The 16,263-nt window shown below is 59.8% G+C and carries 14 protein-coding genes; 5 read left to right on the top strand and 9 right to left on the bottom strand.

Annotation, left to right across the window (positions count from 1 at the left end; all coding sequences use genetic code 11):
- Window positions 1-81 precede the first annotated feature (81 nt).
- The gene (locus C9E81_RS08385; RefSeq protein WP_122111889.1) at window positions 82-522 is read left to right on the top strand and encodes a MarR family winged helix-turn-helix transcriptional regulator; all 441 of its coding nucleotides are present in this window, start codon (window positions 82-84) and stop codon (window positions 520-522) included.
- 12 nt (window positions 523-534) lie between these two features.
- Here the strand turns inward: C9E81_RS08385 and C9E81_RS08380 are convergent, their stop codons facing one another.
- The gene (locus C9E81_RS08380) at window positions 535-1,701 is read right to left on the bottom strand and encodes an amidohydrolase family protein (RefSeq protein ID WP_122111888.1); all 1,167 of its coding nucleotides are present in this window, start codon (window positions 1,699-1,701) and stop codon (window positions 535-537) included.
- Between the two features lie 169 nt (window positions 1,702-1,870).
- Between C9E81_RS08380 and fdxA the strand changes: the two genes are divergently transcribed.
- Window positions 1,871-2,203, top strand: coding sequence for a ferredoxin FdxA (fdxA, locus tag C9E81_RS08375; protein WP_122111887.1), 333 nt, complete (start codon window positions 1,871-1,873; stop codon window positions 2,201-2,203).
- A gap of 16 nt (window positions 2,204-2,219) precedes the next feature.
- Window positions 2,220-3,026, top strand: coding sequence for a ferredoxin--NADP reductase (locus C9E81_RS08370; protein WP_122111886.1), 807 nt, complete (start codon window positions 2,220-2,222; stop codon window positions 3,024-3,026).
- A 123-nt stretch (window positions 3,027-3,149) separates the two neighbouring features.
- On the opposite strand, the gene C9E81_RS08365 is transcribed toward C9E81_RS08370, so the two are convergent.
- Genes C9E81_RS08365 through C9E81_RS08355 form a run of 3 tightly spaced genes read right to left on the bottom strand, consistent with a single transcriptional unit; the run spans window position 3,150 to window position 6,104 of the window.
- Window positions 3,150-3,926: an ABC transporter ATP-binding protein gene (locus C9E81_RS08365; protein ID WP_122111885.1), complete on the bottom strand. Its 777-nt coding sequence runs from the start codon at window positions 3,924-3,926 to the stop codon at window positions 3,150-3,152.
- A complete protein-coding gene (locus C9E81_RS08360) occupies window positions 3,920-4,990 on the bottom strand; it encodes a FecCD family ABC transporter permease (RefSeq protein ID WP_122111884.1) in 1,071 nt (356 codons plus the stop codon). The genes C9E81_RS08365 and C9E81_RS08360 overlap by 7 nt, the downstream gene beginning before the upstream one ends.
- The gene (locus tag C9E81_RS08355) at window positions 4,980-6,104 is read right to left on the bottom strand and encodes an ABC transporter substrate-binding protein (RefSeq protein ID WP_122111883.1); all 1,125 of its coding nucleotides are present in this window, start codon (window positions 6,102-6,104) and stop codon (window positions 4,980-4,982) included. The genes C9E81_RS08360 and C9E81_RS08355 overlap by 11 nt, the downstream gene beginning before the upstream one ends.
- Window positions 6,105-6,537: 433 nt before the next feature.
- Between C9E81_RS08355 and C9E81_RS08350 the strand changes: the two genes are divergently transcribed.
- Window positions 6,538-8,166, top strand: a complete 1,629-nt coding sequence (locus C9E81_RS08350; RefSeq protein WP_243698576.1) for a Na/Pi cotransporter family protein — start codon at window positions 6,538-6,540, stop codon at window positions 8,164-8,166.
- Between the two features lie 311 nt (window positions 8,167-8,477).
- On the opposite strand, the gene C9E81_RS08345 is transcribed toward C9E81_RS08350, so the two are convergent.
- Complete coding sequence (locus tag C9E81_RS08345; protein WP_122112385.1) at window positions 8,478-9,362, bottom strand: GntR family transcriptional regulator; 885 nt, start codon at window positions 9,360-9,362, stop codon at window positions 8,478-8,480.
- Here C9E81_RS08345 and C9E81_RS08340 point away from each other — a divergent pair.
- Window positions 9,321-11,030, top strand: a complete 1,710-nt coding sequence (locus C9E81_RS08340) for a thiamine pyrophosphate-binding protein (RefSeq protein ID WP_122111882.1) — start codon at window positions 9,321-9,323, stop codon at window positions 11,028-11,030. The two genes, C9E81_RS08345 and C9E81_RS08340, sit on opposite strands and share 42 nt — an antisense overlap.
- Window positions 11,031-11,150: 120 nt before the next feature.
- On the opposite strand, the gene C9E81_RS08335 is transcribed toward C9E81_RS08340, so the two are convergent.
- The 4 genes from C9E81_RS08335 to C9E81_RS08320 form a co-directional block, all read right to left on the bottom strand.
- On the bottom strand, window positions 11,151-12,089 hold the full coding sequence (locus tag C9E81_RS08335; protein WP_122112384.1) for an AEC family transporter: 939 nt from the start codon (window positions 12,087-12,089) through the stop codon (window positions 11,151-11,153).
- 302 nt (window positions 12,090-12,391) lie between these two features.
- The gene (locus C9E81_RS08330; protein WP_122111881.1) at window positions 12,392-13,387 is read right to left on the bottom strand and encodes an ABC transporter permease; all 996 of its coding nucleotides are present in this window, start codon (window positions 13,385-13,387) and stop codon (window positions 12,392-12,394) included.
- Window positions 13,380-14,387 (bottom strand): ABC transporter permease, encoded by a 1,008-nt coding sequence (locus C9E81_RS08325; protein ID WP_122111880.1) that lies wholly within the window; start codon window positions 14,385-14,387, stop codon window positions 13,380-13,382. The genes C9E81_RS08330 and C9E81_RS08325 overlap by 8 nt, the downstream gene beginning before the upstream one ends.
- Window positions 14,388-14,451: 64 nt before the next feature.
- Complete coding sequence (locus C9E81_RS08320) at window positions 14,452-16,170, bottom strand: peptide ABC transporter substrate-binding protein (RefSeq protein ID WP_122111879.1); 1,719 nt, start codon at window positions 16,168-16,170, stop codon at window positions 14,452-14,454.
- Window positions 16,171-16,263 lie beyond the last annotated feature (93 nt).

The following is a 16,263-nucleotide window of genomic DNA, read 5'->3' as shown; positions in this document are numbered from 1 at the left end:
TTTGCCGGAAACTCCGGGGACCATATTGCCTGTCGGTGTAATGCGACTAAAATGTGAACGAAATCAGGCGAGAGCAGGTAAATGGGGGCAGAAGTGAACGATCCGCATGGTGGCGAATACAGTCTGGATGATCAGGTAGGGTTTCTTCTGCGTCTCGCCAATCAGAGGCACACCACGATTTTTCAGGCGCATACGCTGCACGGGCTGACCCCGACCCAGTTCACGGCGCTTATACGGGTCGCCGAACAGGGGGAGTGCTCGCAAAACCACCTTGGCCGATTGGCGGCGATGGATGTCGCGACGATCAAGGGGGTGGTCGACCGGCTGCGGGAAAAGGGGCTGATCACGATCAAGCCCGCACCGCATGACCGGCGGCGCAGCCTGATTTCGTTGAGCCCTGAAGGGGCGGAGCTTATCGGGCCGCTGCGTGAGGTCGGGCACCGGATCACGCAAGAGACCCTGCAGCCCCTGACCGCTTCCGAACAGCGCAACCTCCTGAAGATATTGCGCAAGATTTGCTGATCGGCCGCGGCTTCAGGCGACTCGTTCCGGCAGGCGCGTCGCAGGCGGCGTGTTGCGGCTGCGCTCGCTGCGGATGACGCCGTCGATAATGGTCATGCCGACGCCCGGCAGATTGCCCAGTTGCACTGATTCAAGAAGGTTCTTGCCCGGTGCGTGCTGTGCCTGATCCATCAGCACGAAATCCGCGCAATAGCCTTTCTCGATCAGGCCGGTATCAAGTTCGCGCTGCCTTGCGGTATTGCCGTTGCCGAAGCAGAAGGCGATCTCGGCGGGCACATGACCCAGTGAGGACAGCATAGCGATCATCCGCAGGATCCCCAGTGGCTGCACACCGGAACCCGCCGGTCCGTCAGTGCCCAGGATGATCCGCTCCATCTGCTTCAGTTCCCGCGCGGTGTTCAGGGTCAGCAGCGCGGCACGTTCATTGCCGTTATGCACGATCTCCAGCCCTGCCTGGCAGCTTTCGCAAAGGCAGGTGATCTGATCGTCGGGCAGTGCCGAATGGCCGCCATTGATATGGCCGATCACATCGGTGCCGGTCTCCAGCACCATCTGGGCATCGATCAAACCCGAACCGGGAATGGAGGGACCTCCGGTATGAATCGTCGATTGAATGCCGTATTTGCGCGCCCAATCGACCATCTGCCGCGCCGTCTTGCCGTCCTTTACGCTGCCCAGCCCGACTTCACCCAGAAGAGTAACCCCGGCATCGGCCAAATCCTTGAAATCCTGTTCGACCATGCCATGTTCGATCACCGGTGCCCCGGCATGCACCTTCACGCCGGAGGGGCGGAAATTTTCATACCAGCGCTGTGCCGCGATCGCCATCGCCTTCAGGCCGATCACATCCTTGGGCCGTCCGGGCATATGCACCTCTCCGGCGGAAATCAGCGTGGTGACGCCGCCATGCAGCGTGGAATCGATCCAGTGCAACTGTTGCTGGCGCGGCGTGTAATCGCCCACCACCGGATGAATATGGCTGTCGATCAGCCCCGGTGCCACGGTTACGCCATGCGCATCGACCAGCGTATCGGCCCCCTCGGTATCAAGATCCTTCTCGTTGCCCCATTCCAGGATCTTGCCGTCGGATGCTATGAGGCAATCTCCGTCGAGAATGGGCTCCTCCATCTTGCCCGACAGCAGCATCCCGATGTTCCTGATCACCAATTTCTGCGGCATGGGTTCCTCCACTGGCTCTGGTTTGCGATCCCGGCTTGTTAGTAGGCTAATGGAATTCGAGATTCCGTCAAGTGCGGATACATCCCAAACTCATATGTATACGAACGTCTTGACAGCAGGGTGCAGCTTTTGATTATTGTTAGTATACGAATGAAATGGAGTATGCCGAATGACCTATGTCGTGACGGATGCCTGCGTCAATTGTAAGTTCACCGACTGCGTCGAGGTTTGCCCGGTGGATTGCTTTTACGAGGGTGAGAATACATTGGTGATACATCCCGACGAATGTATCGATTGCGGTGTATGCGAGCCGGAATGCCCGGCAGATGCAATCCGCCCGGACTCGGATCCCGGCAGCAATCAATGGGTCGAGTTGAATCGCAGATATGCGGGGATCTGGCCGGTCATTACCGAAAGGAAGGATCCGCTTCCCGATGCCGAGGCATGGAAGGATCGAACCGGCAAGCTCTCCCTGCTTTCCGAAACCCCCGCTGCTGCCTGAGCCATAGGAGCTTTCGATGTCACTGGACGCGACTGCCAAGACCGAATTCCCGGTTCCTGCCGGCATCTTTGCCGAGACCGTTACCTCGGTCGAACATTACACCGACCGCCTGTTCAAATTCCGCCTTACGCGCCCCGCGAGTTTTCGCTTTCGTTCGGGCGAGTTCGTGATGATCGGGCTGCCCAACGCTGAAAAGCCGGTCTTTCGCGCATATTCGGTGGCTTCTCCTGCTTGGGACGATGAACTGGAATTCTATTCGATCAAGGTGCCGGGCGGACCGCTGACCGAACATTTGCAGAAAATCCGCATCGGCGACACCGTGCTGATGCGCAAGAAACCGACCGGCACTTTGGTTAACGATGCGTTATTGCCGGGAAAACGGCTGTGGATGTTCTCGACCGGCACCGGCATCGCGCCCTTTGCATCCCTGGTCCGCGATCCCGAGACCTATGAGAAATTCGACGAGGTGATCCTGACCCATACCTGCCGCAATGTGGACGAACTGAGATACGGGCAGGAACTGGTCTCGGCGATGAGGGACGATCCGCTGGTCGGAGAGATGGCGCAGAAACTGCGGCATTACTGCACTGTCACCCGTGAGGAATATCCCCGGCAGGGACGTATCACCGACCTGATGACCTCCGGCAAGATTTTTGACGATCTCGGTCTGCTTCCGATCTCGCCGGAGACCGACCGCGGCATGATCTGCGGCTCAAAGGCAATGCTGAACGATACCAAGCGGGTATTGGAGCGGTTTGGCCTGAAGGAAGGCGCCAACAATAATCCCGCGACCTATGTGGTCGAGCGGGCATTCGTGGATTGAAACAGGCGAAGGTCAGGGGACCTTGGACTGGAATATCCGGCCAGCGGCACGGCGATTGTGACCCGTTCGCGCCGCAAGGGCTTTGGTGCTGGCGGGATATCGCCGCACCCTCGCTCTGTTCCGTTATCTTCCCTCGGGTGCCGGGGAGCCGGTTGCGCGCCCCTCGACGATCAGTTGCGGGCGGCCTTTCGAGCAGGGTTCGATCCTGGCTTCCACCTCGAAAACCTGCCGCAAGAGTTCAGGTGTCACGATCTCTTCCGTCGGGCCGCAGGCGATCATGTGACCACGGTCGATCACCATGGCTGCATCGGCAAAACGCAGCGCATGGCCGATATCATGCATTGCGACGATGATCAGCAACCCTTGTTCTTTCGCCAGCCGTTGCAACAGTGTCAGCAAATCGATCTGCCGGCTCAGATCAAGTGCCGAGGTCGGTTCGTCCATCAGCAGGATCCGGGGTTGCTGCACTAGGGCCTGCGCCGCGCCGATCATCTGGCGTTGCCCGCCGCTGAGATCTCCGACATTGCGGCCGCGCAGATGAGCGATGTCCAGCAGCTCCAGCATGCGATCGACTTCTACATGGTCCTCTGCCGAAACCCTGAGATGCCGCCCCTGCATCCGTGCCAGCAGGATCGACTCATAGACCGACAATACCGGCCGCGCGCCGTTGTCCTGCGGCATGTAGGCAATAGGCCGGGGAGCGTCCGCGCCATCCACGCATACCTTGCCACTGCCTGACAGCAGGCCGAAGATCCGCCGAAACAGCGTGGATTTGCCAGCGGCGTTCGGACCCAGAAGCGCGACCAGCTGCCCACCTGACAGGGGTGGGGTCGATACGCCCGAAAGGACCTGCCGTCGGCCATAGGATGCGCCGAGATCGTGAAGCTGCAAGGTTACCATGTCGCGACCCTGCGATTGAGGATCAGATACAGAAAGAACGGGATCCCGACGATCGCAGTGACGATCCCGATGGGAATGACCGTTCCGGGAATGATCATCTTGGACAGAACCGAGCCGATCGACAGGATCAGCGCCCCCGACAATGCGGTGCCCGGCAGCAGGAAGCGCTGATCCTCGCCAAGCAGCATCCGGGCGATATGCGGGCCGACGAGGCCGATGAAACCGATCGTCCCCACGAAAGAAACCGAAATCGAGGCCAGAAGGCTGACGATCAGGAGCACCTCGAGCCGCAGGCTGCGCAGCTTCACGCCCATGCTTTCCGCTTTGGCGTCACCTAGGCGCATGGCAGTCAGCGCCCAGCCTCTCCGCGCCAGGAGCGGCAGGGATATTGCCAATACCGCGAACGATATCCACAGCTTGGGCCAGGTCGCCTTGGTCAGGCTGCCCATGGTCCAGAATACCACCGCAGCGACGGCCTGCTGACTGGCAAAGAACTGGATCAGTGACATGAGCGCGTTGAAGATGAAAACCAGTGCAATGCCCAGCAGCACGATGGTTTCGCTGCTGACGCCCCGGCGCAGGCTCAGCCCATAGATCGCCAGAGAGGTCAGCATCGCCATCAGGAATGCATTGGCCGGAATGACGTAATCCACGGCAAAGGGAAATATCACCACCCCGAAGGCCAGTGCCAGGGCCGCACCGAAACCCGCTCCGGCAGAGATCCCCAGGGTGAAGGGGCTCGCCAGCGGGTTGTTGAGGATGGTCTGCATCTGCATCCCCGCGACGGACAGGCTTGCCCCCACCACCAGTGCCATCAAGGCCACCGGCATGCGGATTTCCCACAGGATGACCCGCAACTGTTCATCGACATGGGAGGGCCGGATCAGGGCTTCGATCACCTGTCCCAGCCCGTAGCGCGCGGGGCCGAGCGCCAGATCCACGCATAGGCTGAGCGCAAGAGCCGCAGCGAGGGCGATTAGAATGAACTGCCGCCGAATGACGAGGGCGCGATAGTAATCGCGCCCTTCGATTGTCTGCTCGCAAGTATCCGCCTTACTGCTCATCAAGCGAGATCCAGTAGCCGGGCTGATAGGACACCGGCAGGAACCGTTCGTGCAGTTCCTTCAGCGTGGCTTCGGGATCCAGATCGGCGAACAGGTCCGGATGCAGCCATTTCGCGATCCGCTGCACCGCCACGAAGTAGTATGGATTGTCGTAGAACTGGTGCCATATGGCGTGGAACTGGCCGTTTTCCACTGCGTCGATGCCGGTCATGGCTGTGCGACGGGTCAAGGCCTCCAGCTTGGTGTGCGCGGCCTCCATGTCCGAGCCAGGGCCGACGCCAACCCAGGCACCGCCGGGAACATAGGCTTCCCATTGACCGCCGGTGACGATGACATGATCGGGATTCGCGGCGATGATCTGTTCCGGGTTCATGGTGCCGAAGGTGGTGGGTAATATGTCCCCGGCGATATTCGTGCCGCCGGCGATCTCGACATACTCGCCGAAATTGCCGTCGCCGAATGTCATGCAGCAATCCTCGGAGTAACCACCCGCGCGATCGACGAAGACCGAAGGCCGTTCGAACTCCTCCTTGGCTAGCACATCCGTGACCCGGGCCATCTGTTCTTCGACATAGGCGACATATTCCCGCGCCCGTTCTTCCTGGCCAATCAGCTTGCCCATGATACGCATCGACTTGATGCTGTGGGCCATGGGGTCCTCGCGAAAGTCGACATAGACGATGGGAATGCCCAACTCGGCCAGCTTGTCGTCATAGCCCGCATCCTCGGTCGCGGCCCGGGACTCCAGGTTCATCAGCACCACATCAGGCTTGAGCGCGGCGGCCTGCTCGACATCGAATGTGCCGTCCTTGAAGCCGCCAAAGGTGGGCAGTTCCTTGAGCTCGGGAAATTTTTCCGCATAGGCGGCGTAGCTGTCGGGATCGGCCTGAAGCAAATCCTCGCGCCAGCCGACGACACGGGCGAACGGTGCTTCACGTTCCAGCGCGCCCAGCAGATAGATTTGCCGCCCTTCTCCCAGGATGATGCGATCGGCCGGCGCTTCGACCGTGACTTCGCGCCCGGCGATATCCGTGATCGTGACTGGTTCCGCGATAGCGCCATGCGACGCCGCCGCAAGGGTGATCGTTAAAAAAGCGGTGGGGCGAGCGAGCATGGCGATATCCACAGTAGGGTTTCGAATTTCCTATCTGCGCCTATAAATGCCTATAGAAAGAGTCAAGTAACCTGTGGGAAAGTTCATGGCAGTCACCTCGCTGATTTCCGCCCTGCGCAATCTGCCGAGATGCGGAACATGACTTTCCTGCGTGCCGGGTTCAACGCGAATTAACGATTATGATTGCCGATCTACATAAAATGCATGCATTCCTTTTGTTCGAGGCGCAGTCATCGAAACGGTATGCAAGTTTGATATGAAAATTGCTTTAAAATAACACCTTACGTGAAAGTGCCTTGGCCTGTCCCGATGCCTGTATTGTCTTTGGAAACAGGTAAAAACAAAGAATTATAGTAAAACCGCGATTCAACGGGTTGCGGCAATGCTATAATGATGGCGATGCGATCCCGCTTTTGACGGAGGTGCAAGTAACGTGGAATCCCTGTCTGTCTTTTTCCAGCTTGCCGGCGCGGTGGCCATGCTGCTGTTCGGATTGCGGCTGGTCAGCGACGGGATGACGGATGCCTTCGGTGTGCGGTTGAAAACGGCGTTGGGACTGGGAACCCGAACCGGGTTGCGCGCCTTCTTCTCGGGATTGATCGCGACTCTTGGCCTTCAATCTTCCACGGCGACGGCGTTGATGACCGCGTCATTCGCCGAGCGCGGCCTGATCCGGGGGCATATGGGGCAGATCGTTCTGCTCGGCGCGAATGTCGGGACTGCGTTGACTGCCGTAGTGGTGTCGGCGGGGCTTGAGGCCGTTGCACCGGCATTGCTGTTTCTTGGCTATATCATGGCCCGTCAGGCAAAGCCCGTCTGGAAAGGCAGTGGACGGGCACTGATCGGTATCGGGTTGGTGCTGGTTTCCCTGACGCTGTTGGAACAAGCGACCGAGCCGCTAAGGAATGCCCCCGCAGTAGCGGTGTTTCTTGCCATGCTGGACGGCGCCTGGCCGGTGGCGCTGCTTTTCGCGGCCCTGATCGCGGTTATTTGCTCTTCATCACTGGCGGCGGTTCTGCTGATCCTGTCGCTGAATCTTGCCCCCGGCCTGACCGTGGCGCTGGTGCTTGGTGCCAATCTTGGCGGTGCGGTTCCTCCGGTGTTGGCGACGATACGGGCTGCCGTATCGGCCCGGCGGCTTGCAGCCGGTAATTTGCTGATCCGGGGAATCGGCTGCCTGGCCGTCTTGCCTTTTGCCGGGCAAGTCGGGGGCTTCCTGGAAACTTTACCCTTTTTGCAGACAGGGCTGGCGGTCGAGACGCATCTGGCCTTCAACTTGGCGTTGGCGGCGGCAATCTGGCCATTCACCGGGCTGTTATACCGGCTGATCACGCATTTCCTGCCCGATGAGGAAATCCCCGCGGCAATGACGGCACGTTGGCTTGACGAAGCGGCGCTGGAAACGCCGCCGCTGGCTCTTGCCGGGGCAAGCCGCGAGGCATTGGCCATCGGCGACGCGGTGGAGCGCATGCTGAACCAGTCCCGTATAGCCTTTCACCGGAACGATCCGGCGCCGCTTGCCGAGGTGGCCGCGCAGGAGGAGAGGGTGGACCGGCGCCAGCAAGAGGTGAAAACCTATCTCTCACGCCTTGGGCGGGAGGCCAATGAAGAAGACAAGCGCCGCTCGATCACCATTCTCGATTACGTCATCAATCTGGAGCATGCAGGTGACATCATCGACAAGGGCCTGGTGCCGATGGTGCGCAAGAAGATCGGGCTGGGACTGTGGTTCTCGGATGAAGGATACAAGGAACTGGACCGGATGTTCCTGATGACGGAGGAAAACCTGCGGATGGCGCAGACGGTGTTCATGACCCGCGACCGCGACTTGGCCCGGCGGTTGATGGAGGTCAAGGTCGATATCCGCAAGCTGGAACGACAGTCATCCCAGCACCATCTGATCAGGTTGCGAGAGGGTCAGACCGAAAGTCATGATACCTCCTCTTTGCATCTGGACATGCTGCGGGACCTCAAGCGCATCAACGCCCATATCGTTGCGGTCGCCCAACCGATTCTGGATGAAGAGGGGTTGCTGGTCGAAAGCCGGCTCCGCTCGGGATGAGGCCGGCGGCGTCACGGTCGCGTTAGTTATCATATCGATTGGAAGGTTACTTGAAGCGGGACCTGCGCCGCCGCGGCTGTCCACCATGAAATCCTCTGCACAACCCGGCACTTCGGGCAGGTGATCCGGGAGCGATTGTTGGGCTATCGCATGCGAAATCGGATCGAGGCGAAAACGCGTCGCCTCGAATTCTTCGGCGAAAAGATCGTATCACGAGACCTTGACGCGCCGGGCTGTCGAAATCCAATCCGGGTTCTTCGCAAGCTCTTCAGGACCGGTGTCCAACCGCTTCCCTTTCAGTCATTCCGGCATCAGGGGGCATATAGCTGGGCGAAGGCGTTTCGGACATTCTCCGTAATCGATTCCAGCCGGCGTTCGATATGGTTGCGCATTTCCTTTTGGGCAGCATCGGAATCCTGCCGCTTGATTGCCTCGAGGATGCGCCTGTGCGGCTCCGTGGTGACTATATCGGGCCCGTTGCGTTCGCAGAGCGTTTTCAGGTCGATGAGGCGCACATAATGGATCCGCCCGTTCATGTTTTCGAGCATCCGTGACATTTCGGCATTGCCTGAAAGCGCCGTCAACCTGAGATGAAACTCTTCGTCCAACCTGACGAGTTCGACTGGCGAGGTTTCAGGTTGATAATCCGCCCTCGACTCGATCAGGAACATTTCCAGTGCTCGAATATCGGCCGGCTTGGCGCGAATCGCCGCAAGGCGCGCAGCCTCACATTCGATAGCGGCACGGGCCTCGTAGAGATCCATGATCTCGCCCGGCGTGAGCGATCGGCAGAAGAAGCCCTGGCCGCTGCGAAATATCAGGAAGCCTTCCGCGACAAGGCGATTAAGTGCCTCGCGGAGCGGTGTGCGGCTGGTATCCAGCCGCTTCGCCAACTCGCCCTCGTTCAGCCGTGCATCAGGCTTGAACTCGTAGCTGGCCGCCATCTCTTTTAACAGCCTGTATGCGCGTTCAACGGAGCCGAGATTTTTCCTGATGTCTGTCAACCGGTTGTGAATCCCTGTGCAAAGTCCCGACAGAATGTGACGGTCGTCACCAAAAAACAATTGCCTTGTGGTCCAGCCTGCGTATTGATCTGTATACAGATCAGAACACAATTTTAGGCGCCGGGATTGGAGGTCGTTTTGGGCGAAGTGATGAACGGAGCACAGGTCATCCTGAAAATGCTGGAGCTGCATGGGGTGCAACATGTGTTCGGCCTGCCGGGTGAAACCACTATCGGCTGGTACAAGGAGTGGCAGGAGCATTCCGATATCGAATATGTCCTGACCCGGGACGAGCGGACGGCCTCTTACGCGGCCGAAGCCTACGCTAAGATCACCGGCCGTCCCTGCGTGCTCGAGGCGCCCAGCCCCGGCGTGGCCCATTGCTCACCCGGCATTGCCGAGGCGTGGCTCAGTTCGGTTCCGGTGATCTATTTCAGCTCGGATATCCCGATCAACCAGGACAAGAAGCACGGCCTGACCGGCATAGATCAGACGGCGCTTTATAACAGCATCTGCAAGGAATCCTTCCACCTTCATACCGTGAAGGAAATTCCCTTCATGTTGCGCCGGGCCTTCCGGGTTGCCACATCGGGACGGCCGGCGCCGGTTCATATTCGCGTGCCGATCAACATCTTTCACGAAACGGCCGAGATCGGCGACCTATACGCCGAACCCGAATACCGGTTCTATCCCGCGCATCGCCCGGTTGCAGATCATGGCAAGATCCGAGAGGCGATCAGGCTGCTGCTGGCCGCCGAAAAGCCGGTCATAATCTGCGGTCAGGGCGCATTGATCTCGCGCGCGTCCAAAATTGTGCAGGAACTGGCCGAACTGCTGCAGATCCCGGTGGGCACGACCACGCCGGGCAAGGGCACAATCCCCGAGACGCATCCGCTGGCGCTGCGCGTGGTTGGCGCGCGCGGCGGGATGGACTATTCCAACAGCTATGCCGGCAGCGCGGATACTGTTTTCTTCATCGGCAGCAATACCGATTCCAGCTCCACCGATCATTGGAAGCTTTACGGTGATCCGGCCAGCAAGACATTCCTGCATCTCGATATCGCCGAGGCGCATTTGGGCAATAATTTCCCGGTCAAGGTCGGCATGGTCGGTGACGCCCGCGCCAGCCTTGAATATATGGTAGACCTGATCCGGGCCGAGCATCCCGGCCTGGAACGCAAGATGCTGGATCTGACCGGGATCAAACGCACGGCGCTGGATGCGGTCTTCAATTCGAATATCCCCATGCCGGACGGTGTTGTTTCCCCGGTAAAGCTGACCCAGGTGTTGGACCGTATCCTGCCCCCTGACGCTATCGTCACGTCCGAGCCGGGTGTCAGCGCCATCTATCCCTCGGCCCTCTTGTCGGTGCGCGAGGCAGGCCGGCGCTATATCACCAACTACTCGATGGGTGCCCTGGGCTATTCCGTGCCGGCGGGAATCGGCGCGGCCTTCGCCTCGGACGGACCGGTGATCTCGTTCACCGGGGATGGCTCGCTGGCCTTCGTGCTGGGCGATTTCGAAACGGTCAAGCGCAGCGGCAAGAATATCACCGTCATCCTGACCCGCAACGACAGCTACGGCTGGATCCGCGGAGAGGCGATCCTGCTGGATGATGTCGATGCGCCCTGGGTCACTGATTTCGGTGCCGTCGATTACCTGAAAGTCGTTGAGGGTTTTGGCTTCAGGACGGCACGGATCACCTCGGAAGATCAGATCGAGGGGATTCTGACCGAGGCGATCAACAGTCCCGGTGCCAACTTCATCGAGGTCATGGTGCCATCGCAAGACAGGATCATTCCCTTTGTTCCCTCATGGGTCCGTGCCGCGAAGGAAAAGAAGCTGCCTTATTTCTACTGATCCGGCATATGTTCGAAGTGACCTTCGGCATTGGCGCAGTCTCCAGAAAGTCAACAGGGTGCAAAGTGGCTTGAGAGCGCCGCGCCTGGTGAAGCCGTGTCCTGACTGTAATCAGCCAATTCACTGAACCAAGGCGAGGTAAAGCGACAGCGTGCCGATCGACAGGACAGTCGTGATCAGCACGACACGGCTCGTCAGCAATGCCTCGCGCTCATAGAATTCCGCCAACATGAATGGGCCGGTGCCTGTCGGAAGCGCGGCAAGAAGCACCGCAATATGAGCCATCTCTGACGGAAGGCGCAGGACCGGCACGGCGATCACCCATGTGACTGCGGGCTGGGCGATCAGCTTCAATGCCACAAGATTATTCTGAACCCTCGTGCCCGCACGCGGTTGCCGACCGGAATTATCCGCGAGGAACAGGCCCAGGGCGATCAGGGCACAGGGAGATGCCGCCCCGCCAAGCAGCTTCAGATAGGTATCCAGCGCTTCCGGAACTTGAATCCCGGCCGCCATGACCATTCCGCCCAGCAGCGGTGCGACAAGAAGCGGGTTCTTCGGCAGCGACAGGCAAATCTTCCGGGTGATGTCGCGACGGCGTGTTTCGGTCTGCAGACCGCTTTCGATCAGGACAATGGCAAAGGCAAAGAGGATGCAAGCGGTGACGATCGTCGCGATCAATGTCGCCGCCATTGCCGATTCTCCGATTACGGCCAGAAGTAACGGGAAGCCCATAAAGCCGGTATTCGCATAGCTCGTGTTCAGCCCGTCGATGGCGGCATCCGCCAATTGTGACCCCTGCCGCATCCGAAACCAGATCGTGAAGGCAAAGACCGTTCCGCAGCCTGCCGTGAATGCGGCGAGAAAGCCCGGTTGCCAGATCTGGGAAGGAACGGCATTTGCGGTGATATCGAAAAGCAGTGCGGGCAATGCCAGGTAAACGACCACGCGATTGACCTCGCGCGTGGCATTCGGCCCGAGAGCACCGAGGCGCCGCGCCAGCCAGCCTGTCAGGATAAGGGCAAAGATCGGCAATACGATCAGCAGATTGGCAAGCATGGGTGCGGAACTCGTTGTGATATGGGTTTGGGTCCATGTGTCATTCCGGAAATATCGGATGCGGGCCCAGAGAATGCCTTCCCCCATCCGGGTGCAAGTGCCAACCCGAATACACCCGTGCCGGAGCCGAATAATGGCGCCAAATCCCGGCATCAGAGCCGGATCGTTTCACTTTCGATCCGATCGGGCAGATGCCGGGACCGACCATTGATCAATGGCCAGGTAAAATCGCCAGACCAATCACATCCTATCCCAAGGCAGATACCACGGGGCCGTGTATCGCGACGGGGCAGAGGCCCCCTTTAACGCCCCCGTATCCGTGGATCCATGGCATCGCGCAGTCCGTCGCCGATATAATTCACGCATAGAACCGTCAACGAGATGAATATCCCCGGCAGGATTACCCGGCTCGGATAAAGCACCATCTGGTCAACCGCGTCATAGAGCAGCCGCCCCCATGTCGGAAAATCCGGGGGAAAGCCCAGGCCAAGAAAGCTCAGCGCGCTTTCGGTGATGATCGCGGTGGCGATTCCCAGGGTTGCGGCCACCATTATGGGCGACAGGACGTTGGGCAGGATATGGCGCAGGATCATCCGGCGCGGCGGCGTGCCGATGGATCGGGCAGCCAGGATGAATTCGCGCTCTTTCAGCCCCAGCACATCGCCGCGCACGATCCGGGCCGACTGCATCCAGCTTGTCGCGCCGATGGCCGAGACGATCAGTATGAAGATACCCATGGCCGGGCCGAAGGATTGCGAAAGCGGCTCGCGGAACAGCGTCACCATCAGGAGCAGCAGAGGCAGCAGGGGTAATGCCAGGAAAAGCTCGGTCACCCGCATCAATGGTGCGTCGAGCCGGCGGAAGTAACCCGAAAGCACTCCGATCGTGCTGCCCAGGAAGATGGCGATCAGCATGGCCGTCAGCCCCACCGCGATCGAGACGCGCCCGCCCGCCATCAGCCGGGCCAGCATGTCACGGCCAAGCTGGTCCGTGCCCAGGGGATGGGCGGCGGTAAAGCCGGTATTGCGGGCGCGGATATCGACATAGGTTGGATCCAGCGTCCAGATCCACGGCCCTACCGATACGAAAAGCAGCACTCCGACAAACAGCACCAGCGCGACCATGGCACCCCGGTGGCTGCGGAATTGCCGCCAGACATCGCGCCACTGGCTGCGGGTCTCGCCGCCCGCGATCTGCGGATCATCGGGCGGCAGGGCGCTGGTGGCTGCCGCGGCCCCGGCGGTTTCCTCGATCAGTTCCCCGGTATTCATCCGTTGCTGGCGTTCTATCTCAGTCATAGCGAATCCTCGGGTCCAGCACGCCATAGAGAACATCGGCAATCAGGGTAAATGTGACGATCAGGATGGCGAAGATGAAGGTGAGCGTCAGCACCATCGGGATGTCATTGGCGTGGATGGCCGAGATCAGCAGCTGCCCCAGCCCGTTCACCTTGAACACCTGCTCGGTGATGATCGCGCCGCCGAACACGGTGGGCAGACCCAATGCAATCACCGTTACCACCGGTATCAGGCTGTTGCGCAGGACATGCTTCAGCACCACCTTGCGTTCTCCCAATCCCTTGGCGCGGGCAGTGCGGACATAGTCCTGTCCCAGGTTGTCCAGCATCGAAGCCCGCATGAAACGGCTGATCTGCGCGGCGTTATACAAAGCCAGCACCGTCACCGGCATGATCATCTGACGCACCTGCACGAGGAAACTGCTCCAGTCCGTCACCTGATGCGTGGTGTCGTAGACCGAGGGAAACCATTGCAGCTTGACCCCGAAGATGATGATCAGCACCACTCCGGTGAAAAAGGTCGGCATCGAGAAACCAACCATCGAGACGAAGGTGCCAAGCTGGTCGAACCAGCTATATTGCTTGTAGGCCGACAGGATCCCGATCGGGATCGCGATCATCACGCCGACGATATAGGACATGCCCACCACGGTCAGCGTCTGCGGCACGCGCTGCACGATCACGTCAAAGACCGGGCTGCGGGACTGAAAGCTGATAACCCGCTGCATCCCTTCGCTGAAATAGGTGCCCAGCATCTGGTCGATCCAGTAAAGTGGTTCCACCCAGAAGAACTGCTTCAGCCACAGCACGTAGCGGATATACCATGGACGCCCCAGCCCGAGCGCTTCGCGCATCTTCTCCTTGACCTCGGGGGGCACGGTCAGCGGCACATCGCCCAAGGGATCGCCAGGCGAGGCCTCCAGCAGCAGGAAGATCACCAGCGAGATGAACAGCAGGGTCGGGATCGCCAGCAATAGTCGGCGGATCGTGAAATTCAGCATCCGGAACCTCTTTTACGCGTCAGGATGGAGCCGGCCCGACCGTTGAGGCCGAGCCGGATTGCGATCATTCTTCGGCGCGATACCAATCGGCCACGTTCCAGAATTCGCTGTCCCAGGCATTCATCTGGACGCCGCCAAGGCGGTTCGAACTGACCGAGACACGACCACGCGCGATCAGCGGCAGATGAGTCATGGAATCGCGGGTGATCATGAGGTTCATCTTCTTGGCCAGTTCCGCCCGCGCTTCTATTCCCGATGTCTGCGCCATTTCGGCGATCAGCTTTTCATATTCCTCGTCGCAATAACGGGCATTGTTCTCGCCCTGCCATTGGTTCTCGGGGCTGGGGATCGCCTCGCAAGAGCGCTCGGCAAGGAAACTGCCCGGATCGGTGCCGTCATAGACATCCGTATACATCTCGACATCGGCATAGAACTTGACGATCGTATCGGGCGAACCGGGATCAGAGCCGAAATAGACGCTGGCATCCACGGTCTTGAGCTCTGTTTCCACGCCGATCTCGGACCACCACTGCTTGATCAGGGCCTGGAAATCCTGACGCACGGCATTGACCGAGGTCTGGAACAGCAGTTTCAGTTTCCTGCCGTCCTTCTCGCGGATGCCATCGCCGCCGACGGTCCAGCCTGCTTCTTCCAGCAGTGCCTTGGCTCCCTCGATATCCTGCGTCAGGCAGTCTTCGTTATCCGAAGCGTAAACCTCGGGGTTCGGAACCATGTTGCATGTCGGTTCGCCGGTTTCGCCATAGCCGATCTCGTTCAGCAATTGCCGGTCGATGGCCATGGACAGCGCCTGCCGGACCTTGAGATCGGAAAGGATCGGGTGCGGGTGCTTGAGCGTCGAACGCTCGCCCTCGGGCAGTTCCGGTGACGGATCGGACATGTTCAGCAGGATATGTTCGACCGTCGAGCCGAAATCGACCTCCAGCTTGCCCTTGCCTGCGGCGAGCATTCCCTCCAGCACATCGGGGGCGAGTTGAATATTCCAGGCGTAATCGTATTCGCCCGTCTCCAGCACCGCGCGGGCCGCCGAGGTCGAGTCGCCGCCGCCCTTCAGGGTGACATTCGCAAAGGCGGGTTTGTCCGCCTCGCGATATTCCGGGCTTGCCTCCAGCGTTACGACATCATTGGTCTTGAAGCCGGTCGCGCGAAAGGGCCCGGTGCCGATCGGGCCGAAATTCTCGTCGGTGCAGGTCGCCGCCTTCGCGCCGGTGCAATTTTCGAACTGGGCCTTTTGCAGCACGGGCGCCTGAGCCCCGACAAAGGCGGCATAGGGGTAGGGGCGCGGTGAGTTGAAGGTGATCTTGACCGTCAGCGGATCGACCGCCTCGACCGAAGTCACGCCTTCGAACTTGGCCGCCTGCGCGCAACCGCCTTCGTCATTCATGCAGTAGTCGGCGGTGAATTTCACGTCCTCGGCAGTCAACGGAGTGCCATCAGACCACGTTATCCCGTCCTTGAGTTTCCAGGTGATCGAGGTCAGGTCCTCGGAGATGCCGCCATTCTCCACCGTGGGAATTTCGGCGGCCAGCCGGGGAACGATCTCGCCATCGGGCGCGAAGGTCGCCAGCGGCTCCAGGATCAGCGACGAGGCCAGCATCTCCTTGACGCCGGTCGAAAGATAGACGTTCAGCGTGGACGGGGCCTGCCAGAGCAGCAGCTTCAACTCGCCATCCGTGCCACGCTCGGCGAACGCCGGGGCGGCAGCCAGCGTTGCCATGGCTGCGGCCCCGGTCAGCAAGCAGGCATTCAATTTCCTGATAGACATCTGATTTCCCTTCCCTGTTGAGCCATTGCAGGCCACCGTCATATGGGGACGGTTGCCTGTATGGCGTATGTCGGCCGCGATAGGCCAACATGA

Source organism: Paracoccus alkanivorans (assembly GCF_003697785.1).
Lineage (GTDB): Bacteria > Pseudomonadota > Alphaproteobacteria > Rhodobacterales > Rhodobacteraceae > Paracoccus > Paracoccus alkanivorans.
The sequence above is the reverse complement of the archived record's forward strand: the minus strand, read 5'-3'. Positions and strand labels throughout refer to the sequence as shown.